At 68.8% G+C, this 20679-nt stretch carries 17 protein-coding genes and 1 tRNA gene; 10 read left to right on the plus strand and 8 right to left on the minus strand.

Features of this window, described 5'->3' with window-relative positions; genetic code table 11:
- Positions 1-23 precede the first annotated feature (23 nt).
- Entirely contained in the window at positions 24-374 is a 351-nt protein-coding gene (locus E6U81_RS16735; RefSeq protein WP_030648100.1) for a WhiB family transcriptional regulator, read from the minus strand.
- Between the two features lie 385 nt (positions 375-759).
- Here E6U81_RS16735 and E6U81_RS16745 point away from each other — a divergent pair, with 385 nt between their 5' ends.
- Positions 760-3054, plus strand: coding sequence for a transglycosylase domain-containing protein (locus E6U81_RS16745; RefSeq protein ID WP_136230879.1), 2295 nt, complete (start codon positions 760-762; stop codon positions 3052-3054).
- 112 nt (positions 3055-3166) lie between these two features.
- Here E6U81_RS16745 and E6U81_RS16750 read toward each other — a convergent pair whose 3' ends face one another.
- Positions 3167-3628 (minus strand): GatB/YqeY domain-containing protein, encoded by a 462-nt coding sequence (locus tag E6U81_RS16750; protein ID WP_136230880.1) that lies wholly within the window; start codon positions 3626-3628, stop codon positions 3167-3169.
- 67 nt (positions 3629-3695) lie between these two features.
- Here E6U81_RS16750 and E6U81_RS16755 point away from each other — a divergent pair, with 67 nt between their 5' ends.
- Positions 3696-4634: a metallophosphoesterase gene (locus E6U81_RS16755; RefSeq protein WP_136230881.1), complete on the plus strand. Its 939-nt coding sequence runs from the start codon at positions 3696-3698 to the stop codon at positions 4632-4634.
- Between the two features lie 100 nt (positions 4635-4734).
- Positions 4735-4808 (plus strand) — tRNA-Pro (locus E6U81_RS16760).
- A gap of 120 nt (positions 4809-4928) precedes the next feature.
- On the opposite strand, the gene E6U81_RS16765 is transcribed toward E6U81_RS16760, so the two are convergent.
- Complete coding sequence (locus tag E6U81_RS16765) at positions 4929-5528, minus strand: GNAT family N-acetyltransferase (RefSeq protein ID WP_168714646.1); 600 nt, start codon at positions 5526-5528, stop codon at positions 4929-4931.
- 480 nt (positions 5529-6008) lie between these two features.
- Between E6U81_RS16765 and E6U81_RS16770 the strand changes: the two genes are divergently transcribed.
- The 3 genes from E6U81_RS16770 to E6U81_RS16780 all read left to right on the plus strand — a co-directional run bounded on the left by E6U81_RS16770 (position 6009) and on the right by E6U81_RS16780 (position 11567).
- Entirely contained in the window at positions 6009-6989 is a 981-nt protein-coding gene (locus E6U81_RS16770; RefSeq protein ID WP_136230883.1) for an ATP-binding protein, read from the plus strand.
- Positions 6982-9609 (plus strand): S8 family peptidase, encoded by a 2628-nt coding sequence (locus E6U81_RS16775; RefSeq protein WP_136230884.1) that lies wholly within the window; start codon positions 6982-6984, stop codon positions 9607-9609. Before E6U81_RS16770 ends, E6U81_RS16775 begins: the two co-directional genes overlap by 8 nt.
- A gap of 308 nt (positions 9610-9917) precedes the next feature.
- Positions 9918-11567, plus strand: coding sequence for a PE-PGRS family protein (locus E6U81_RS16780; RefSeq protein ID WP_136230885.1), 1650 nt, complete (start codon positions 9918-9920; stop codon positions 11565-11567).
- Here the strand turns inward: E6U81_RS16780 and E6U81_RS16785 are convergent.
- Both E6U81_RS16785 and E6U81_RS16790 read right to left on the minus strand, forming a co-directional pair.
- Entirely contained in the window at positions 11497-12339 is an 843-nt protein-coding gene (locus tag E6U81_RS16785) for a PE-PGRS family protein (RefSeq protein WP_136230886.1), read from the minus strand. The genes E6U81_RS16780 and E6U81_RS16785 overlap by 71 nt on opposite strands.
- 62 nt (positions 12340-12401) lie before the next feature.
- On the minus strand, positions 12402-13106 hold the full coding sequence (locus tag E6U81_RS16790) for a restriction endonuclease (RefSeq protein ID WP_240803855.1): 705 nt from the start codon (positions 13104-13106) through the stop codon (positions 12402-12404).
- Between the two features lie 203 nt (positions 13107-13309).
- Here E6U81_RS16790 and E6U81_RS16795 point away from each other — a divergent pair, with 203 nt between their 5' ends.
- Entirely contained in the window at positions 13310-14662 is a 1353-nt protein-coding gene (locus tag E6U81_RS16795; RefSeq protein WP_206309952.1) for a hypothetical protein, read from the plus strand.
- Between the two features lie 59 nt (positions 14663-14721).
- Here the strand turns inward: E6U81_RS16795 and E6U81_RS16800 are convergent, their stop codons facing one another.
- The 3 genes from E6U81_RS16800 to E6U81_RS16810 form a co-directional block, all read right to left on the minus strand.
- A complete protein-coding gene (locus E6U81_RS16800) occupies positions 14722-16242 on the minus strand; it encodes a LacI family DNA-binding transcriptional regulator (protein WP_136230888.1) in 1521 nt (506 codons plus the stop codon).
- Positions 16243-16271: 29 nt separating this feature from the next.
- Complete coding sequence (locus E6U81_RS41045) at positions 16272-16601, minus strand: helix-turn-helix domain-containing protein (protein ID WP_136231015.1); 330 nt, start codon at positions 16599-16601, stop codon at positions 16272-16274.
- A gap of 137 nt (positions 16602-16738) precedes the next feature.
- Positions 16739-16990, minus strand: coding sequence for a helix-turn-helix transcriptional regulator (locus E6U81_RS16810; protein WP_136230889.1), 252 nt, complete (start codon positions 16988-16990; stop codon positions 16739-16741).
- A gap of 583 nt (positions 16991-17573) precedes the next feature.
- Between E6U81_RS16810 and E6U81_RS16815 the strand changes: the two genes are divergently transcribed.
- From E6U81_RS16815 to E6U81_RS16825, 3 genes are all read left to right on the plus strand, one after another.
- Positions 17574-18419 carry a helix-turn-helix domain-containing protein gene (locus E6U81_RS16815; protein WP_136230890.1) on the plus strand — a complete coding sequence of 282 codons (846 nt, stop codon included), beginning with the start codon at positions 17574-17576 and terminating at the stop codon, positions 18417-18419.
- A gap of 5 nt (positions 18420-18424) precedes the next feature.
- Positions 18425-19180 (plus strand): hypothetical protein, encoded by a 756-nt coding sequence (locus tag E6U81_RS16820; RefSeq protein ID WP_240803870.1) that lies wholly within the window; start codon positions 18425-18427, stop codon positions 19178-19180.
- 172 nt (positions 19181-19352) lie between these two features.
- Positions 19353-20645 (plus strand): hypothetical protein, encoded by a 1293-nt coding sequence (locus E6U81_RS16825; protein ID WP_136230891.1) that lies wholly within the window; start codon positions 19353-19355, stop codon positions 20643-20645.
- Positions 20646-20679: the final 34 nt, after the last annotated feature.

The following is a 20679-nucleotide window of genomic DNA, read 5'->3' on the forward strand; positions in this document are numbered from 1 at the left end:
GTACGGGGTGGCGGCCGCGTGTTCTACCCGGCTGCCGCGTACGTCTCGTACGGAACGTCGATCTCCGCGTCTGCATCCATGGTGAGGATGCCCGTGCTGCGCTCGTACTCCGTACGAGCGGTTTCGAGCAGCCGTCGCCACGAGGTGACGGTGGGACGCCGGCGCAGCAGCGCACGTCGTTCCCGCTCGGTCATTCCGCCCCACACGCCGAACTCGACGCGATTGTCGAGGGCATCGGCCAGGCATTCGGTCCGCACCGGACATCCGGTGCACACCGCCTTGGCCCTGTTCTGTGCCGCTCCTTGAACGAACAGTTCATCCGGATCGGTAGTGCGGCAGGCTGCCTGCGCACTCCAGTCGGTAACCCAGCCCATCCCGGCGCCGTCCTCTCCCGAATCGAGGCTCCCCCACGGCGGTAGCGGCATATTCACCGCTGCCAGTTGAGGACGTTACGGAAGGCGGGCACAGCGCAACACCCCCGACGGGCCCAATCTTGAATGGTCCGAACGGACTATGGGTAAGCGGCAGATCACCCGACGGAGTGATCCGGCGACATGCCCGACCATTCCGACGATTCGGGTGCAATCGGCGGATCCAGTTCATGGCGGCAGCGGGATTCGGACATCAGTCCACCCCATTCGGGAAGGGTGAAAATCAAGCCGAGGGGTTGATGTCGCACCGGACTGCTGTGACAGTTGGGGTCAGCTTAGGCCAAGGCATTCGCGCGTGTCCGGCGAATCAGAACGTAGGCTGCCCTCCATGGGAAAGAAGCGCTCGGGCGGCGGGCTCACCGGGAGCCAGCAGGCCGCCAAGTTCCTCGGGGTGTCCGTTCTCTCCGGAGTCGTGCTGGCGGGCATGGCGATTCCGGCTGCAGGCGCCCTGGGACTGGCCGCCAAGGGCACGGTCGAGGGATTCGATGAGATCCCGGCCAATCTCAAGACACCGCCGCTGAGCCAGCGGACCACGATTCTGGACGCCGAGGGTGGCTTGATCGCCACCGTCTATTCGCGCGACCGTCAGGTGGTCCCGCTCACGTCGATCTCCCCGTACATGCAGAAGGCCATCGTCGCCATCGAGGACTCGCGTTTCTACGAGCACGGCGCCGTCGACCTCAAGGGCATCCTGCGCGCGGTCAACCGCAACGCGCAGGAGGGCGGCGCGGCGCAGGGCGCGTCCACGCTCACCCAGCAGTACGTGAAGAACGTGTTCGTCGAGGAGGCCGGCGACGACGAGACCAAGGTGCGCGAGGCCCAGGAGAAGAGCCTCGGCCGCAAGATCCGCGAGCTGAAGTACTCGATCCAGGTCGAGGAGGAGCTCGGGAAGAAGAAGATCCTCGAGAACTACCTCAACATCACCTACTTCGGCCAGCAGGCCTACGGGATCGAATCCGCGGCCCAGCGGTACTTCAGCAAGCCGGCCAAGGACCTGACCCTGGAGGAGTCCGCGCTCCTGGCGGGCGTCGTGCAGTCACCGAGCCGCTACGACCCGGTGAACGACAACCAGGAGGCGACGAAGCGCCGCAACATCGTCCTCCAGCGGATGGCCGACACCAAGGACGTCTCGCAGGCGGAGGCCGACGCGGCGAAGGCCAAGCCGGTCACGCTGAAGGTCACCAAGCCCAGGAACGGCTGCATCACGGCGGTCAAGGGCGCGGGCTTCTTCTGCGACTACGTGCGCAACTCCTTCCTGACCGACCCGGTCTTCGGCAAGACGCGCGAGGAGCGGGCGAAGGTCTGGAACCAGGGCGGCCTGACCGTACGCACCACCCTGGACCCGCAGTCGCAGGACGCGGCCAACGAGTCGATCAAGGACCACGTCTACCAGGAGGACTCGATCGCGACGGCTGTGACCATGGTCCAGCCGGGCACCGGACGGGTGCTGGCGATGGGCCAGTCCAAGCCGTACGGCTTCGGCAAGAACGAGACGCAGATCAACTACTCCGTGGACAAGCGGATGGGCGGCTCGAACTTCGGCTTCCAGGTCGGATCGACCTTCAAGCCGTTCATCGCCGCCGCCGCCCTGGAGCGGGGCATGCCGCCGACGAAGGTCTACGGCGCCCCGAACAAGATGGACTACCCGAGCCCGATCTCCCGCTGCGACGGCTCGCAGTACGTCAACACGCGCAAGGAATCCGCGGAGAACGAGACCGAGGACGAGGTCGGCCCCTACGCGCTGCGCACGGCGATGGAGAAGTCGATCAACACCTACTTCGTCGAGATGATCTCCGAGATCGGCCTGTGCCCGGTGTCGGAGATGGCGGCGAAGCTCGGCGTGGTGCCGGCGAGCGGCGCGAAGCTGGCCGACGGCCCCGCCATCGCGCTCGGCTCGGAGGAGATGTCCCCGCTGACGATGGCCAACGCGTACGCGACCTTCGCCAACCGCGGCGTCCACTGCACCCCGGTCGCCATCGAATCGATCACCGACGCGCACGGCAAGGCGCTGGCGGTGCCCAAGAGCAAGTGCGAGCGGGCGATGTCGCAGAACACCGCCGACACCATCAACACCCTGCTGAGCGGCGTGGTCGACTCCGGCACCGGTGAGCGGGCCGGCCTGACCGACCGCGACAGCGCGGGCAAGACCGGTACGACGGACTCCCGCTACAACGCCTGGTTCGTGGGCTACACGCCGAACGTCTCGGGCGCGGTGTGGGTCGGCTCGGGCGGCGCGAAGAAGATCACGATGGAGAACATCACCATCGGCGGCCGGGGCTACGACAAGGTCTTCGGCGGTGGCCTGCCCGGCCCGATCTGGAAGGACGCGATCACGGGCGCGCTGTCCGGCCGCGAGGCCCTGCGCTTCACCACGGTCCACATCGCAGAACCGAACGTGCCCTCCGGCGGCCCCCGCGGCAACAAGCCGTCCACCAACCCGAGCAAGCCCGGCAAGCCCGGCGGCGACGGCAAGCCCGGCGGGCGGCCCGGCGGCCAGAACGCGGGCCAGACGGGCGGACCGGGCGGCGGCGCCACGGGCGGCGGAGCCGGCCAGCCGGACAACCCCTTCCCCGGCATCACGATCGACCCGGACACGGTGATCGGCGGCCGCGACGGCCAGTAGCCGCAGAGCGCGGCAGCCGCGGCGGTCCGTACGCGGTGACGACACGAGGGAGGGCCCCGGCCGATTCGGCCGGGGCCCTCCCTCTTCGTTTCGGGACCTCTTTCGGGACCTCTTAGGCGAGCGCCTTCTTCACGGCGGCGGCGACACGCCCGCCCTCCGCCAGACCGGCGACCTTCGGGTTCACGATCTTCATGACGGCGCCCATGGCCCGCGGCCCCTCGGCACCCGCCGACCGGGCCTCCTCGACGGCCTCCGCCACGATCCCGGCAAGCTCCTCGTCGGAGAGCTGCTTGGGCAGGTAGGTGTCCAGGAACTCGCCCTCGGCGCTCTCGCGCGCGGCCTGCTCGGGACGACCACCCTGCGCGAACGCATCCGCGGCCTCGCGGCGCTTCTTCGCCTCCTTGGCGATCACCTTGAGGACTTCCTCGTCGGAGAGCACGCGGGCCTCCTTGCCCGCGACCTCCTCCTTGGTGATGGCGGAAAGGGTCAGGCGCAGCGTGGACGAGTGCAGCTCGTCGCGCGCCTTGATGGCGGTGGTGAGGTCTTCCTGGAGCTTGGCCTTGAGCGTGGTCATGCAGGTGAGTGTGCCAGGTGCGGGGACGGTGGCGCTCACGTGTTTTCCCGTCTGCGACGATGGGTCCATGCGTGCGCGTTACGGAGTACCACTGAAAGCGGCTGCCGGAATCGCTGCGGTGGGGGCCGCGGGTGTGGCCTACGCCGCCGGTTTCGAGGCGCGGTCCTTCCGGCTGCGCCGGGTCACGGTGCCGGTGCTTCCCCGGGGGATGCGCCCGCTGCGCGTGCTCCAGGTCTCGGACATTCACATGGTCGGCGGGCAGCGCAAGAAGCGCGCCTGGCTGCAGTCGCTGGCCGGCCTGCGCCCCGACTTCGTCGTGAACACCGGCGACAACCTCTCGGACACCGAGGGTGTCCCCGAGGTCCTCGACGCCCTCGGCCCGCTGATGTCCTTCCCCGGCGTGTACGTCTTCGGGTCGAACGACTACTACGGCCCGCGGCTGCGCAACCCCGGGCGCTACCTGGTCGAGAAGGTCCAGGGCCGGCACGGGCTGAACGGCAACAAGCCGGTCGTCGGCGCCGTGCACAACCCGTGGGAGGAGATGCGGGACGCCTTCGACGCGGCGGGCTGGCTGAACCTCACCAACACCCGGGCCCGGATGAAGCTGGAAGGGCTGGAGCTGGCCTTCACCGGGCTCGACGACCCGCACATCAAGCGGGACCGCTACGAGAGCGTCGCCGGCGGACCGGAGGCGGACGCGGACTTCTCGCTGGCCGTGGTGCACGCCCCGTACCTGCGCGTCCTCGAATCCTTCACCGCCGACCGGTACCCGCTGATCCTCGCGGGCCACACCCACGGCGGACAGCTGTGCATCCCCTTCTACGGGGCGCTGGTCACCAACTGCGACCTGGACACGGAGCGGGTGAAGGGGCTGTCCACGCACGAGGCGGCGGGCCACCGCTCCTACCTGCACGTCTCGGCCGGCTGCGGCACCAACCGCTTCACCCCGGTCCGCTTCGCCTGCCCGCCGGAGGCGACGCTCCTGACGCTGGCCCCGAAGGAGTAGGGCCCCGGCGCCCGCTCCGCGAAAACCGGATTTCGTCTCCGGCGAGAGGTCCGCTAAAGTAATCGATGTCGCCAGGACAGCAACACTTCAGGGCGACGATCGGGGTGTAGCGCAGCTTGGCAGCGCGCTTCGTTCGGGACGAAGAGGTCGTGGGTTCAAATCCCGCCACCCCGACTTCGTAAGACCAGGTCAGGGGCCTGATCCGCATCGCGGGTCAGGCCCCTGACTGGCGTTTGCACCTGTCTTGGGAGCCATCTGGGAGCCGACTCCTGATTGGCTCCCACAGAGAGCCAATCAGGAAGCGTCGGCGGGGACGCCCTCGCGGGCGGCGCGGATCGCCTGCTCGATGAGTCGAGGGCCCTCCGCCGCCGAGACGGACGAGAAGTCCACAACCGTCGGTCCAGTACGCATGCACTTCCAGATGAGGCACGCGTCGTCGTGTGGTTCGAGTGGGGACACCATTTGGGAGCCGAAGATGATCACCACCGGGCGGCCCGGTTTGCCGACGGCGAAACCGGCTCGCTCGTAGTAGTCCCGCAGATGCGGGCGTCGCGCGACGAACTCGCCCGAGAAGAGCTGGTAGCCGGCGTCCATGTAGCGGCGCTCCGCCTCAGCCAGGAGACGAAAGCCCAAGCCCTGGCCTCGCGCTTCGGGGTGAACGACGAGGTTGCTGAGTTCGGCGTGGCGACCGATCATCGCCGCCGCCCCGGATTGCTCCCGGATATGCGGTTTACCGAAGATGTCGCCAGCCGTCAGCGCACCCACGATCACTCCGTCCCGCTCGGCAACAAGCTGGATCCACAGTCCGTCGTTGCTTCTATGGGGGCGGTCGATCCGCTCAGCCGCATCATCAGAATCCTCGCCTCCGATGTATCGGGTGAGCAGGTGACGCACCCGCTGCCCCTCGCCAGGAGCCGCGTCCCTGATGTTGCTCTCGCCTGTAGCTGGGCGACGCGCAGCCGCCGCCCTCCGCCGTGCTGCCTCTCCCATGGCACCAGTCTCCCGCAGCCACGATCGCCACACGTCGATTCGGCGAGGGCGCCGGATTGGAGGGGTTCAACCGTCGCCGACAGCAGCGATGCTCAACGCAGCCGGTGTCGTCGCACATCACGACGTGGGCCGCTCCGCCGGCTCGGGGCCTTGAGCAAGCCAGCGGACTGGGATCGGATAAGACATGCGGAATGGAGTAGCTCCCTGTCCCCCTCATCGCCGATCCGGCAGGGATCCGTCGCTTCTTCGCGTCGAAGAGAGAACCTCGACCGATGGGAAGAACTACGATGAGGCGGGCCCCTAGAAGCGGGGGACGTCCTGGGAGCGCGCTTGTCGGAGGCCCTCGCTAGGTTGGAAGGACGAATCGCTAGGGAGGCGTGGACGATGACTGCCAGCGCCGACCATCTAAAAGCGCTGCTCAGCGCCCATGCCGAGGGTGACGACGACCGCTTTTACAGCATCGCCCTCCAGGTTGTGGCCAAGTCTGCACGCCAGGGCCATACCCGGCTCGCGACTGAGCTCCGGGAGTTGATCGACTCCTCGCGCGCCCAGAAGATCACCCGTCGGCCGACCCCCACGCCAGTGGTGCAGCCGCGCGGCGAACTCGCGAGCCTGCTGACGGCGGACTACCCAGACATCCGCCTGTCGGACATGACGCTCGCGGACGAGCCCCGAGCATTGCTGGAGAAGGTCCTGCATGAGCAGCGCCAGCGAAGCAAACTAGAGCGATTCGGCTTCACCCCGGTCCACCGTCTCCTATTGTCCGGCCCCCCAGGAACCGGGAAGAGTATGACCGCGGCCGCACTGGCAAAGGAACTCGGGCTGCCGCTGTTCACCATCCGCCTGGATGGCCTGATCAGCCGCTTTATGGGCGAGACCGCCTCCAAGCTCCGCTTGGTGTTCGACGCTGCGGCCGAGACCCGCGCCGTCTATCTCTTCGACGAGTTCGACGCCCTGGGAGCAGATCGCGCCGCAAGTAACGATGTCGGCGAAGCCCGCCGCATTCTCAACTCCTTCCTTCTCTTCCTCGACCAGGCTCCCGCCGAATCACTCGTTGTGGCCGCCACTAACCACCGGCATCTGCTCGATGGCGCCCTGTTCCGTCGATTCGACCTAGCGATCCTGTACGCCCCGCCCTCCCCTGACCAGGCGATCGAGGTTCTCAGGAGAAGGCTCGCCGCGATGGACACCTCCGCTGTAGCGTGGCCTGACCTAGCCGCTCTCACTGAACGGCTGAGCCACGCAGAACTGGTCAAGGCGTCCGAGTCGGCCGCCAAACGGGCGATTCTGGGGGGCAGCGACGTGATCAACGCCCGGCACCTCAGGGAAGCCCTAGAAGAAAGGCACTCCCTGCGTCATGCCTGAGGGCCCTGCACCACGCGCCTCCCACCTGCTCGTCCCCTGGGTCGCACGAACCCTCACCCCCAAGCCCCCAAGGGGAGGGGGCGGTGCGAAGACGATTGTCGATCGTTCCGGCAGCCGGGCCGCTCACGTTCGAAGGCTCACCGGGGACCTTGCTGCAGCCCAGGAAGCCGCTCGCATTGAACAGCACGCGACGCCGCCCGCCCTCCGCGCCGACGGGTTCGCTGTCCGCATCGAGGCGGCGCCGGACGCGGAACTCAAGCTTGACTCCCTGGACAGCTCCGGCCTGTCGCTGATGAACGTGCGCCCTGCCACCGAGACGCACCCGCAGGACGCCGTGGTGTGGATTCCAGACGGCGCCGCCCCGGCCCTCCTGAAGAAGATTGGCCAGTTCACCGAAGACACCCGCCACGGGAGGCCCAAGAACAACGCGCTGATTGCCAACATCGAACAGATCGAGCAGGCCACCATCCGGAGCCTGTGGCAGGAAGAGGAGCCACTCCCAGGGTTGGACAAACAGGCCTGGTGGGAGCTGTGGTTCGATCCCACGCTCACTGACGCAGACCAGGTGGAGTCCCTCCGCGCCCTGGCCGAGGCCCACGGCTGGCCGATGCTGCGCCGCAGTATCGGAATCGGCCACTTCCGCGTGGCACAGGTGAGAACCACCACGCGCGAGCTCGCCAGGGTGCTGACCACCAACGCCTGCCCGTCTGAGATCCGCAAGCCCACCTTCGCCGAAGAATTCCACAGCCGCGAGCTGCGCGATCTTCACCACGGCTTCGTCCTCGATCTCGCCAGTCGGCTACGCCCCGCTGCCTCAGGAGCGCCGGCCGTGACCTTGCTGGACACCGGCATCGACCAGGAACATGCACTGCTGCGCGCCTCTATCGTCGGAGCCCATAGCGTCATCGAGGGAGAAGGACCCGACGACAATGCCGGCCACGGGACCCAGATGAGCGGCATAGCCTTGTTCGGCGACGCTCTCGAAGCGGCACTCAACTCACACGGGCCGGTCTCGCTGGAGCACCACCTCGAGTCAGTGAAGATCCTGCCGCGCTCGGCCAAACACCAGCCGCGCCCGTTCGGCGAGGTCACCGCAGTCGCCGTGACCACCGCAGAAACCGCCCAACCCGAGTTTCCCCGCAGCCGCGTCTATTCCATGGCTGTAACCGTGGAATCCGGCGATGGCATGGGCGGTACCGACGGCACCGCCACCTTGTGGTCCGCGTCCCTGGATGCCCTGGCCGCAGGCACGGACGTCGTCGTAACCGACGACCGGCTTGACCTGATCGGGCCACCCGAGCCCGAACTGTCACGGCTGATCGTCGTCTCAGCTGGCAACGTCCGAGATCACCGCGCGGCCGATCTCGTGAGCTCCGATGGAAGTATCGATCACCTCACTCTGTGTGACACTTCCCGTATCGAAGACCCTGCACAAGCGTGGAACATCCTGACCGTAGGTGCCTACACAGAGCGCAGTGACGTCCCTATACACCCAAGCTACGAGGGGTTTCGCCCTGTGGCCGCCCCCGGCCAACTCTCCCCTCACAGCCGAACCTCCGTGCAGTTCCCCGAGGCAGCCCCCATCAAGCCAGACATCGTCATGGAAGGCGGCAACCTTCTCGTCGACGCTGGCCTCACCCAAGTCACCGGCCACGAGATCGTGCAGCTGACCACCACGGACCGTCGCAACCTCGGCCGGCACCTGACCACCGTGCATGCGACCAGCCCAGCCACGGCTCAAGCAGCTCGCCTCGCAGCCCTCGCGTACGCCCGTTATCCCGACCTGCGACCCGAAGCCATCCGCGGCCTGCTCGTCCATGAAGCGGAGTGGACCCCAGCCATGGTGGAGGGTGTCTACAACCGCAACGGCCGCCGCAAAATCGGTGCTGGCAAGCTAGCGCGCACGCTGCTGCGCCGCTACGGCTGGGGCGTCCCCACAGAAGAACGCGTTCTGGCGAGCACCACGAACGCGGTCACCCTGATCGTCCAGAACTCGTTGATCCCGTTCCGCCGTGACGACAAGTCGATCCAGCTCGGTGAGCTCAAGCTCCACGAGTTGCCGTGGCCCCGCGAGCAGCTACTCGAACTCGATGCAGCAGATGTCAGGCTGCGTGTGACACTCTCCTACTTCGTCGAGCCCAACCCCGGCCGTCGAGGCATGCTGGGTCAGCACACCTATGCCTCGCACCGTCTGCGGTTTGCTCTCAAGGGCCCTACCGAGACCGTGAATGCATTCGAACAGCGCATCGCGCAGCACGCCCAGGCAGAGGATGACGCCCGTACCAAGATCCAGCCCTTCGATACTGATAGGGACTGGCTGGTCGGCCGGACCAACCGTGACCGAGGCTCCCTGCACGCGGACATCTGGCAGGGTACTGCCCGCGACCTGGCCGACTGCGGCGTCCTCTCGGTCTTTCCGGCTGGCGGCTGGTGGAAGTACCACAACAGCAGCGACCGCATAGGCCGCTCAGTGCCTTACGCACTCCTCGTTTCCCTCAGTACGCCCGAGGTCACCGCCGACCTTTACACACCAACCGCGATCCAGCTCGGCGTCCCTGTGCCTGTCGAGATCAGCAACGCGGCGGAGACCGGGGTGCCCGTCGATGTGCGTCTGTTCTGACCAACGGCGAGACGGCAGCCACGCGTCCCGGTCGGCACCCACCTGGCCACCTGCGGCCAGTGCCCCAACGCCTGGCGGGTCCTCAACTCGGCGGGCCGCGTCAGCTCCGGCTTCCGCTGGACCGACACCACACGCAAAGACCCTCCCTCCGACGTCCTGGCAACCGAGGGCCTCCACTTCGACGCAGGAGCAGCAGATCCGGGTCTGCGCCTGTCCGTAGATGCCCTGAAGTCCCTCCTCGGCAACTGACCCCAGGAAGCCCACCGCGGAGCTTGTGCGCACCGGAGCACTGACGGTACGACGATCACATGCACCGTTGGACGCCGCTCAACGATCGCCAGCTCGCCCTCCTCACGCGCATCGCGGAGGGCACTGATCCCGTCACCTCTGACTCTCCGGACCTCGCCCGCACCGCACGGGTCCTGAAGGAGCGGGGCCTCATCACCATGCCGAAGGAAGGTGGGCGGTGGAAGGCGGAGATCGCCGAGGAGGGGCGGTTCTACCTCCAGCACGGTCATCATCCGGACCGGCCTGAACCCGCGCCACGGAGGTCCCGTACGACGGCGGCCGCCACGGCGCCCCACGAGTCTGAGCCTCCCGAGCCCGAGGCCCCAGCCGAGCCAAAGCCTCGTGCTCAGCGTGCGCCCAAGGCTCCGCAGCCCTCCCCCGCGGACATCGGGGCGGCCTTGATCGCGGAGGTGCAACAGGCCGGGCGCTTCCTGCGCATCCCGGATCCGGGTGAGGCCGAGCGTGCCCGGTACCGGCGGGCGTTCGACGCGGCGAGGCAGTGTGCTCCTGAGGGGTACCACCTGAAGTACACCGGGCGTGCCAAGGGGGACATCTGCTTCGGCCTGCTGCGGGTGAGCGGCGAGGATGACACGGAGTGGAACCGCATCCGGCTCGCGCGCAGCAGGACGTTGACCGACATCGACGATGTGATCGCCGCGGTCGAGAAGGACCACAGTGCCTTCGAAGTGTCGGAGGAGGTGCTCCCCCGGGTTCTGTCGCTGCTTCGGCTGTTCGCCGAGCGGGTTTTCGCCCTCCATGGCGAGATCGCGGTGTCCAGGAAGCGCAAGCAGCCGCGGCCGCTGCTCACCGTCCATGGCATCACGTACGAGATCAGCTTCCGTGAGCGGCAGAGGCAGGTCCGGTACGTGCCCAAGCAGCCGGGCCGACGCACGTACGACTGGCAGCGGGTGACGCCGGCGCACCGGTCCGAGCCATCCGGGGAGCTTGAGTTGCGCCTCGGCATCACGACGGAGTGGGCCGACACCGACAAGAGGCCGCTCGAGGAGCAAATCGACGAGGTCTTCAAGGTGCTGAAGGCACGTGCGCAGGAGCAGGAGCGGGCCAGGCTGAAGTATGAGGCGGAGCAGCGCCGCCTGAGGGAGGAACGCGAGGCGGAGCAGCGTCGGCTGCGGGAGGAGCGGGCGCGGCAGGAAGCCGAGCGCCAACGGCTGGAAGCGGAGAAGCGGCAGCGGCGTCAGGAGAAGTGGGAGGCCGCGGTCAGCGTGGCTTCGATCAAGGCGGTGGACGCGGCGCGGGCCGAGACGTTCGGGACGGCTCTGGACCAGTGGCGGGCCGCCGGTGAGATGCGGGCCTTCTGCGACGCGCTGGATGAGGCCGCTACCCAGGCGGAGGACCCTGTCGAGGCGGAGAGTCTTCGGGAGTGGTCGGCCTGGGGGCGGTCAGAGGCAGACCGACTCGATCCCGTCCTGGGCCGGAAGGGGCTCCGCGGGCGGAACTTCCACGCGGAGCCGACGGGTGACCAGCTTCGTCCGTTCCTCGACGGCTGGCACCCGCATCGTCCCGAGAAGGAGAAGCTGCCATCGAAGCCCGCTCCGGCCCAGCCCGAGGTACGGCCGGAGCCGGAGCGCTCGCGGGCGTTCAGCGACGAACGTCTGGACCAAGGGTGGAGATATGGACGCCCAGGTCGCGCTCAATGGTGGAGGCGATGACGCCGTGGCCCCGGTCGCGGAGCGTCTTCACGGCGCGCTCGACCAGTTCCCCGAGTCGTAGCACCTCCGACCTCAGGGCCACCAGTTCGTCGTGGCGCTCTGCCTGCTCCTGTCCGCACCATTCCCGCACCGTGCGCAGGGCTTCCTTCTCAGCGTCCAGCTTTCGGTCGTCCCGTCGCTGGTAGCCGTACCAGGAGGATCGGTCACGCTCCTCTTCCATGGCTCGTTGCCGCTGGTCGACCTCCGGGAGGATCTCGTCGGCCAGCCGCTGGGCGGCCTGGCGTGCGATCCGCTCGGTGATCGGCCAGCCCACCAGGGAGCAGCCTTTGCGGTCCTCGTGGAGCATGGGGTCGTTGCGCAGTTGGGCAGCGTTCATGCCGACGAGTGGCGCGGTCTCGTCGAGGTGCCCGAGCTCCAGGACGCCGGCGTCGGCCACCGCCTTCCGCAGGCGTAGTCGGCCCTTGGGTCGGACGAAGCCGAGGATCATACGGGCCGCCTCGAATTCGGCGCTTCCCCGCACTGCCCTGGATGCCTCGGCCAGGGCCAGCTCCGCCGCGTCGTCCGCCCGGAAGGAGTCCACGTCAGCCCAGAGGACGAGCAGACAGTGGGGGTTCACCCATTCCTGGAGGCCGGCCGCGTCACCATCCAAGAAGCGCACGTGGACGCTCCCGGATCTGCCGGCGCCGCCCACTCGGACGATCTCCACTCGGCGCAGTGCACCACCCAGTTCCTTCGGCCTTGCTCGATAGGCCCAGTGCTCTCCGATCTCCATGGGTCCATTGAGCCAGTCCGACGACTACTGGAGGCCGTCAACGGCAGAATCCGCTGCTCCGGCTATCCGTACGTGTTCTTCCGGCGGGCGCGGTGTTGGCGGTCTCCCTGGCCGGAGCCGTTGATGGAGGCGAGGGAGGACAGTGCGGCGCCGTTGTTCCACAGGCCGAGGTGGTCGCGGTGGACGGCCAGGACGCCGTTCTGCACGGCGCAGCGCTCGGCAGGGCCGCTGAAGTAGGTGGTGGTCACGAAGATCGCGACGTCGGCGCCGAAGTGGACTTGGGAGCCGAGGAGGTTGCGGACCTCGCTGTTGGAGATCTTCCGCTTCGGGTTGTAGCGCTTGCACTGGATCACCATGGTCCGGCCGTCGGGCAGCTGTCCGCGGACGTCCGCGCTGTCGTCGTGCGAGCGACCAACCCGGCGCACGTCGGTGCATCCGTCCCGTCGGCACAGGCCGGCCACGAACTCCTCGAAGTCCGTTCCGTCCATCGCGTCGACTTCGGTGAGGGTCCGGTGGCCGGTGAGGACCGCGTCCTCATGGCGCCACGTCCGGTCACCGCTGCGGATGAGCCGGTCCGTCTTCCACAGCCACCAGCCTCCCGCGGTCACCGCCAGGATGACCAGAGTCCCGACGAGGTAGGGCCAGATCACGGCCCATGACGACGTGAGCACGCCGAGGACAGCGATACCTCCGACGGCTCCCGCAGCGAGCCGGTCGTCCCTGCGCTTGCGCCGGGACGACCGGCGCTTCGGCTTACGAGCTGCCACCCGATTCCTCCCCCTGGTGTCGGCCGCCAGTGTGGGTGAGGAACTCCGCAGGCGTAAGAGCGCCTGTTGGCCATGGCTCGCTCTCTCAGCAACAGGGCCCTGCGGCAGTGCCGTGCGCACGTACGCCCTGTGCGCGCCCCTCTTCCGGCATTTAGCTTCCGATGTTGGTCTGTCACACCCGAGCGAGCCGTAAGGGGAACAGGTTGAAGCCAGCCGCTGACGTACTGAAGGAGCTCGTCCAGCCGTCCAACATCTCCGCTCATTCCAGCACCGGGCTGGTCGGCAAGGTCAATGAGGCCGCCGCCGAGGACGACAAGGCCCGCGAAGAGAAGGAACTCGAAGAGCTCCGGCGCAAGTCTGGTCTGCATCCCATACCCACGAAGGAGCTGGACCGGACAGTCCAGCTCACGCCCTGGGACGTCCTGCACACCCTCGGCCAAGCCATCGCCCTGTCCCGGCGAGGGGCCAGCCGCGGGCTCGCGGAACACTGGGGGTGCCTGAAGTACAGCCAGGCTCTGACCGGCGGCGCCGAGTCCTTCATGACGCTCTCGGCAGAAGGCCGGGAGACCGCGGACTACTACAAGGCGATCCAGTCCGGGGAACTCGGCACCGGCTTCGCCCTGACTCTCGCCCGACAGCTCCTGGGCCGCCGCTACCCGGATCACTCGATCTCGATCGTCCCCGCCGACACCGCGCTGCGGGCCGGCTGGGCCCTCACCAGCCGTGACTCCGGGCCGCGATCCGGCTACCGCTACCGGCCGCAGTTCTTCGCCGAGGTCTGGAAGCCCGGCGAGCCGTCGTTGGCCATCCCGATCGCCTGCAAGGGGAACCACAGCAACGCCGCCACGTCGCACACCCAGCTGGCGTCCGCCTCCGCCCATGTCGAGGCAGTCCACATCGGCGCGTGGAACGAGACGCCGGCCTTGGTGTTCAGTACGGAGCTTCCGACCGAGGGCTCCCTCACGGTGCACGCCTTGCAGGCACGAGGAACCGGCGGCCGGCTGAACCGCGCACCGGATGCCCCCGACAACGACCTCGATCAACCCGTCGACGACGAGAACATCTACCCGGGAATCCAGCGGCCCTCCGAGGGCGACGCCCCGCCGGCGCCCGAGCCGGGGTTCCAGGTGCAGCCCGAGCACTATCCGTGGTTTCGGCGCGTCCTCGCCCGAACCGCCGCCGCCGGCCTGACGGCCTTCGCCGGAGACGGCACGGCCACTGCGCAGTATCTGACCAAGAGGCAGGGACAGCGCCACTTCACGGGCCTGATCCATGCCGCCACCGACAGCGTCCAGGACGCGTACGTACAGCTCCACGGCATCGACTTCGTCGGCACCGATCACGTCTTCCGTCTCAACAGGACACGGGTCGAGGCGTTCTCCGGAGTCGCGAAGGACCTCTTCCACCATCTCGAGAACGGCCAGTTGGAGCGGTACCGCACCGAGGTCCACGCCCAGCGGGAGGCGTGGCCGCTCCTCGGGTGGGACTCAAAGTGGGACGGCCCAATCTCCATCCATCAGGACGGCTCCGTACTCGCGATGCGCGTACTGACCTGACCCTGCCTGGGCAAATGTGATGGTGTCGCGCCCGGGTGAACATGGGCGCGACACCCGTTCTACGGCTGCCGCGACGAGGCATGTGCTCGAAGTAGCACGTCAAGCACCCTGACCGGCGAGGTGGGGCGCATCGCAAGGCGGGCATCAAGGGCTGCCTCCCACTGTTCAGTGAGGCCGACCATGAGGCGCCGCCGCATGCCGGGCGTGACGTGGGCGTAGCGGGCGGACACCGAGCCGTCGAGGTGGCCCATGCGTTCGTCCATGAGGACCTTCTCCGTGCCGAGGTCCTCCATATGGGTGCGGTGGGAATGGCGCAGGCCGTGCGGGGTCAGGCCCTTGGCAATCGGGAGCCAGCAGGAGTCGGCTCGCCCCTGGGCGTTGCGGCCTCGGACCGGGATACCCGGGAAGGGATCGCCGAGCAGGGGAACGGGGCGCGGCTCCTGGGGGGCCTTCTTCGGGTACCAGCCTGTGGTGGCCGGGTGGAACAGCCAGGTGGCGAAGCCGTTGCGGCGCCAGTGCGCGGCGTTCGTGGTCGGTGCCCCGCCTCGTACGAAGCCCAGGTCGCCGATGGCGGTCTCGACCCGGGCGCGGGTGTCGTCGCGGACACGGTCGGGGTGGTTGAGGACGTTGGAGACCGTACCGGCGGAGACGCCGGCGCGGCGCGCGACGTCCACCAGCTTCGCCCCCTGGTGACCGCCAGTGCGGGCGGATCCCTGGCCCTGGAAGACGTAGGTCCGCGTGTGGCATGGGCAGGGCGTCGGCTTCGTGCGCGCGATGTGGTCGGCCACCAGGGCGGAGAGCCAGTCAGGGGTGTCGATGGTGCGGTAGCTATCGTCCTTGGGCGGGCAGCGGACCATCACTCCCGAGTCAAGTTCGTACAGCTGCCACTCGACGCGGACCGCCCCTCTGCGGGCGAACTCAGTCTCCAGGCCGACGATTTCGCCCCAGCGCATGCCGGTGTATGCCTTGAGGACCACGGCCACGAACTCGTCGTCCCGACCGGAGAGCAGGGCAGCCCGCTCGGCGATCAGCAGGGCGCCGAGTGCGTCGGTGACCACCTTCTCCGGACCGCGGTCGGCGGAGCGTCCGGCCCGCTTGCCGCGCCCGCGCCGCTTGGCGGCCGGGTTGGCGTCGATGAGGCCCTCGTCGACGGCGTCGGCGAGGATCAGGTGGAGCGTGGCCCGCCAGGTCTTGACGCTGGAGGCGGCGTAGGAGGCACGTTCCTGCTTCTCCCAGAGCGCCACGTCGGTGCGGAGGATGCCGCCGAGCGCCTTGTCCTCGAAGGCGGGGAGCAGGTGCTCCTCGATGTGGCGCCGGTAGTTCTGCATGGTGGACGCGGCCAGGTCCTGGGCCTCGTACCAGCGGCTCGCGTACTCAGCGAACGTCTCTTGGCCCAGCGACGGGTCACGTACGTCGCCGCGTCGGAAGCCGATCTCCGCCTCGTCGGCAGCCCGCTTGGCCTCTCGCTTGGTGGCGAACTTGATGGTCGTTCCGGTCGAGTCGACGACCGTGTTGTGCTTTCCGGGCGCTGTCTTGTAACGAGCGCGCCAGTAGTTGCTGCGCTTCTCCGCGAAGCCCACTGCTTCCCCCTCTCCTGGTTGCTCGTCGGCTACGCAGTGGTGTCGAAGTCGTCCTGGCGTGCGCGGCGGGGCCGACGGGCACGAAGGCGGGCGGATGGTGCTGCCGCACGTGGCGGCGCCATCCGGAGGGAGGACACGGCAGGTTCGGGCGCCATGGCCGGCCGTACTTCGTTGAGGCGGATGATCTCCGCGAGGTGCTCGGCGGTGAAGCGGTACGCGCGCCCGACGCGGGTGAACGGGATGCGTCCGCGGCTGGCCCGGTCCTTGACCCACCAGGCAGAGCAGCCGAGAGCATGGGCTATTTCCTCGGGGCGGAAGAGTCGGGGAAGGGCAGAGGCGTCGGGGCAGGTAGTGACCATGGGCGATTGGCGCAAGAAGGATCCTCATCCGGTACGGCGGAGCAGGCCGAGGGTTCGGCTGCGGTTCTGGAGTGGGCAGATGGTCTGCGAGGGGGCACACGGCGGCCCTGGCACTGCTGCGGGCCTGGTTCGTGCTGCTACGGGGCGGGCTGGAGCAGCACGAGCGGGGAGACGCCGAGTGCAGCGGCGATGGCGACGAGGCCGTCGACGTCGCAGCGGCGCCGGCGGCGTTCGATGCGGGAGATGGTCGTGACGGTCATGGGGTGGCCCAGCGCGGTGGCGCGGGCTGCCAGCTGACGTTGGGCGACACCGCGGGCGGTGCGGGCTCGCTCGATGGCGCGGGCAGCCCGCTTTCCGGCCGGACCGATTTCCAGAGGTGTTGGCGGCATGGGTCTGTTGTAACTCCGGATCCCCGGTTTCGGTAACCGGGGATCCGCTGTTATATTCCCCCGTTTCCTTGTCAGGTCCCCTACCCTGCCGCAGAAAAATTGCGAAACATAGCACGGGGTTCCCGGTTGACCAAATAACGGATCGTCAGACCGGCCGCTTGGTGGACGCGGGAATGGGGCAAGCCTCTGACCTGCCCAGAGGGTCTGGCGGGTGGCATCGGCGGGCACGCCAGCGGTGCGCGCTGTCGAAGCGTTACGGCTTGCCCCAATTCATCCCTGAGATTTCCTGCACTATTTCGTCAACCGGGGATTCGGATCTACCGTTTTTATGTGGACGCAAGGACGTGTTCGCCGTGGGCTGTTTGCCTTCACGGCGGAATGCTGGACTTGCGCGAACGGATGTGGCTGTCTTGTCCATGTGCCCCGAACGCTGAATCCGGGGCACGGCAAGACCGGCATGTCGAGCCCGGGGCTGAGCAGCGCGCGCCTCGTGCCGCAGCCTCGCCGTCACCCGCACACTCCCCCTCCCCTCACCCCGAAGCGGGCTACCCCCTGCCCGCCCTCACCAAGGAGCCGCCACCCGATGAGTCACGACGCCCGCGCATGGGTGTGGGACCACAGCCGCAGCAAGGGCACCGCCCGCCTGATCCTCGTCCTGATCGCCGATCGGTGCGTCGATGACCGATGCATCGCGTACGCCTCGGTCACCGCCCTCATGAAGCGGGCCAACGCCTCCCGCAGCGCCGTCCGGGCCGCCCTCGACAAGCTGATCGCCAGCGGCGAGCTGGTGTGGCTCGACGACCGCCAGGGACCTCGCGGCGAGCGCTACTACCACCTCCCCGACGCGGCCCGGTTCCTCGCCGAGCAGGCCCTGGAGGGGGAGCGGATTCCGACCCCCGCAGGGTCGGAATCCGGCCCTGCGAAGCCGCTTGTAGGGGGGCCGGAAACCGGCCCGGGGGAGCGGAATCCAACCCCCGGGGGGAACGGAATCCGACCCGGGAGGGGGCCGGAATCCGACCCCCAGAACAGTAGTGAACCAAAGGTGAACGGTAGTAAGAGCAGCAGCAGCTCTCCGCTCATCCCCGCCGCCCAGTGGCGCATCGACGACGCCACCCAGGCGTGGCTGCGGCAACAAGGCCACTTCGACCGGCTCGGCGAGCACGCCCTACGGGCCGCCGACGAGAAGTGGCGCACCTACCGGACGGTCTGGGCACCACGCACCGCCGGCGCCTGGTCCGCCGACTGGCGCGAGTGGATCACCCGCGAACGCACCCCTGCTGCTGGCCGCCCGTACCTCCGCTCCCTGCCCGGCGGCGGTGCCTCCACCGCTCCTGCGGCGGGGAAGACCCGCGCCGAACAGCACGCCACCGCCCTGCTCAACGCCCTCACCGAACTCGAAGCCCGCAACACCCCCACCGGAACGGAGTGACCACCCTGGACCGCCGCGAAATCGCCACCCTGCTCGCCTACATCGGGTGCCTCGACCCCCGCACCACCCATACGGACACCGGCACTGCCCTTGACCGGATCGCCCAGTGGCACGAACTCCTGCACGACGTGCCCGCCACGACCGCCCACGGCTGGGACGCCCGCGAAGCGGTACGGGCCCATATCGTCGCCTCGCCCTATCCGGTCCTGCCGGTGGACGTCGCCCGCAAGTGGGCTGCCTACCGCCGCGACCGCCTGGAGCGGCACACCGATCCCACCCCGGCCGCCGACCCGGACGACCCGGCCGCCTGGCGGTCCGAACTGCTCGGCGCCCGGCGCGCTGTCGCCGTCGGCCACGCAGCGCCGTCCACCCTCCGCCAGCTCACCGCCGGCCCGCACCCCGATGTCGAGGCCCGCCTGCGCTCCGTCGGATCCGTGATCCCTCCCGCAGCACGCGCCCAGCTCGCCCAGTACCGGCCCGCCCGTGCCGCCCGCGAAGCCGCCACCGCCGCAGGACAGCCCGACGCCCTCAGCGTCCCGTGCCCCTGGTGCCACGCCCACGAAGGCGTACCCTGCCGCAACCGACGCACCGGCCTCGACGGCGGCGCCCGAGGCAACGCCCCACGCGCCATCCCCCACCCGTCCCGCGTCGACCTCGCCGCCGCATCCCGCACCCGGCAAGTGGCTGTACCGCGCCCCGCCACCGTGCCGGGCGGCAACAGCGCCCGCCGCACAGACCCAGCTCGCTCCGCCGGTCGCTGAGCCGCCTCTCCACACCAACGGTTCCGCCCGCCGCCTCCGGTCCGACCGTGCTGCCCGCCGCGCCCCTGGCCTCGTAGCTCCGGCCCCACCGACGGCGCCCACCCACCTCACCGCCTTCACCGCACCGCCCGCCCTCGCCCACACCGCGCGGCGGGTCTCTGGAGACCCCTGCATGACACCACTCGCCCTGCCCGCACTCGGGCAATGGAACGCCACTTCCCTCACCCTCACCGCCCTCGCGGTGACCAGCTCCGCGCTGCTGATCACGTGGCTGGTCAAGCAGCGCACACGCCGGACCAGCGGCAGTCGCAGGCCCGGATCGCCCGCGGTCATCGTGGCTGCGCTGGCCGCGGTCGGCTGCACCGCCTACAGCGCCGACACCAGCTGGCGGTTCGCGGCCCACTACCTGGACATGGGAGGCACGGCCGAACGCGCCGCCATGTTCGCCGCCGCTGAGTTCGCCCTGTTCGCCACGGCGCTGCTGGCGCGGCAGAACCTGCACGGCCCCAAGCAGGCACCAGGCTTGCCGGGCACCCTGACCTGGGTGATCACCACCGTGCAGGTGATTCCCGCGTACGCCGAGTCCGGCCTGGTCGGCGGCACGGTGCGAGCCTTTGTGGGCCCGGTGCTGGCCGCGGCGCTCTGGCACGAAGCCATGGGCATCGAACTACGTCTCCGCAAGCCGGAAGCCGCGTCCCACAGCATCCTCGCCAAGATCGGCCGCGAGATACGCGAACGCCTCCTCTCCCGCCTCGGCATCGCCGAACGCGACCGGGACGCTGCACAGATCACTCGCGACCGCGCCACCCTCAAGGCCGTCGCCCTGGCCACCCGCCTCGCCGAACTCACCCCGGCCAAGCGCAACCGGTGGCAAGGCCGGCGCATCGCACGACGGCTCTCGCAGGCCGTCGCCCAAGCCGCGGTGGCCATCGACGACCGCCAGCGCCAAGACCTGCTGCGGCAGCTCGCCGCCCGCCGCCATGCCGTAGCGCTGGCGACCATCGAGCTGCCTTCGCCCTGGGCCGAGCCCAGCCCGGCCCGGAACACCGCACTCCCCGCCGAGCCGAGCCCTTCACCCAGCCGGTCGGGCGCAAGCCATAGCCCGGAAGACGAAGACGCCAGGGAACACCCCGACCCCGACGAGCATCCCGACTGCCCGCCGCCCACATCCGTGCAGCTCCACCCGCCCCTGCACGAAATGCGCCCCGCCCGCGACGGCTGGGAGCCGTCCGCTGAGGAAGGCGACCTGATGGCGCAGCGCTACGGTCGCCCTCCCGGCGCCGAAATGGACGAACTACTCGCCATCGGCCGCCAGGCCGTCTCCGTGCACGGAAAGGCCACCCGCTCCATCTTGCGCAACGCCGTACGCGACGCAGGGCTGCCCATCGCCGAGGACCGGCTCACCGAGCTCAGGACACGCCTGCTCGCAGAACAGGACGCCGACACCAGCGCTCCCAGCGACTGACCGGATATCCGGTCAGGCACGGAACGCCGGAACG

It is taken from the genome of Streptomyces sp. A0592 (assembly GCF_004795115.1).
GTDB classification, from domain to species: domain Bacteria; phylum Actinomycetota; class Actinomycetes; order Streptomycetales; family Streptomycetaceae; genus Streptomyces; species Streptomyces erythrochromogenes.

Coding starts and splice junctions, on each gene's coding strand:
- E6U81_RS16755 (WP_136230881.1), top strand. CDS start 3,696: ATGCGTGCGCGTTACGGAGTACCACTGAAAGCGGCTGCCGGAATCGCT.
- E6U81_RS16775 (WP_136230884.1), top strand. CDS start 6,982: ATGCCTGAGGGCCCTGCACCACGCGCCTCCCACCTGCTCGTCCCCTGG.
- E6U81_RS16750 (WP_136230880.1), bottom strand. CDS start 3,628: ATGACCACGCTCAAGGCCAAGCTCCAGGAAGACCTCACCACCGCCATC.
- E6U81_RS16785 (WP_136230886.1), bottom strand. CDS start 12,339: ATGGAGATCGGAGAGCACTGGGCCTATCGAGCAAGGCCGAAGGAACTG.
- E6U81_RS16770 (WP_136230883.1), top strand. CDS start 6,009: ATGACTGCCAGCGCCGACCATCTAAAAGCGCTGCTCAGCGCCCATGCC.
- E6U81_RS16735 (WP_030648100.1), bottom strand. CDS start 374: ATGGGCTGGGTTACCGACTGGAGTGCGCAGGCAGCCTGCCGCACTACC.
- E6U81_RS16780 (WP_136230885.1), top strand. CDS start 9,918: ATGCACCGTTGGACGCCGCTCAACGATCGCCAGCTCGCCCTCCTCACG.
- E6U81_RS41045 (WP_136231015.1), bottom strand. CDS start 16,601: ATGGTCACTACCTGCCCCGACGCCTCTGCCCTTCCCCGACTCTTCCGC.
- E6U81_RS16745 (WP_136230879.1), top strand. CDS start 760: ATGGGAAAGAAGCGCTCGGGCGGCGGGCTCACCGGGAGCCAGCAGGCC.
- E6U81_RS16810 (WP_136230889.1), bottom strand. CDS start 16,990: ATGCCGCCAACACCTCTGGAAATCGGTCCGGCCGGAAAGCGGGCTGCC.
- E6U81_RS16825 (WP_136230891.1), top strand. CDS start 19,353: ATGACACCACTCGCCCTGCCCGCACTCGGGCAATGGAACGCCACTTCC.
- E6U81_RS16815 (WP_136230890.1), top strand. CDS start 17,574: ATGAGTCACGACGCCCGCGCATGGGTGTGGGACCACAGCCGCAGCAAG.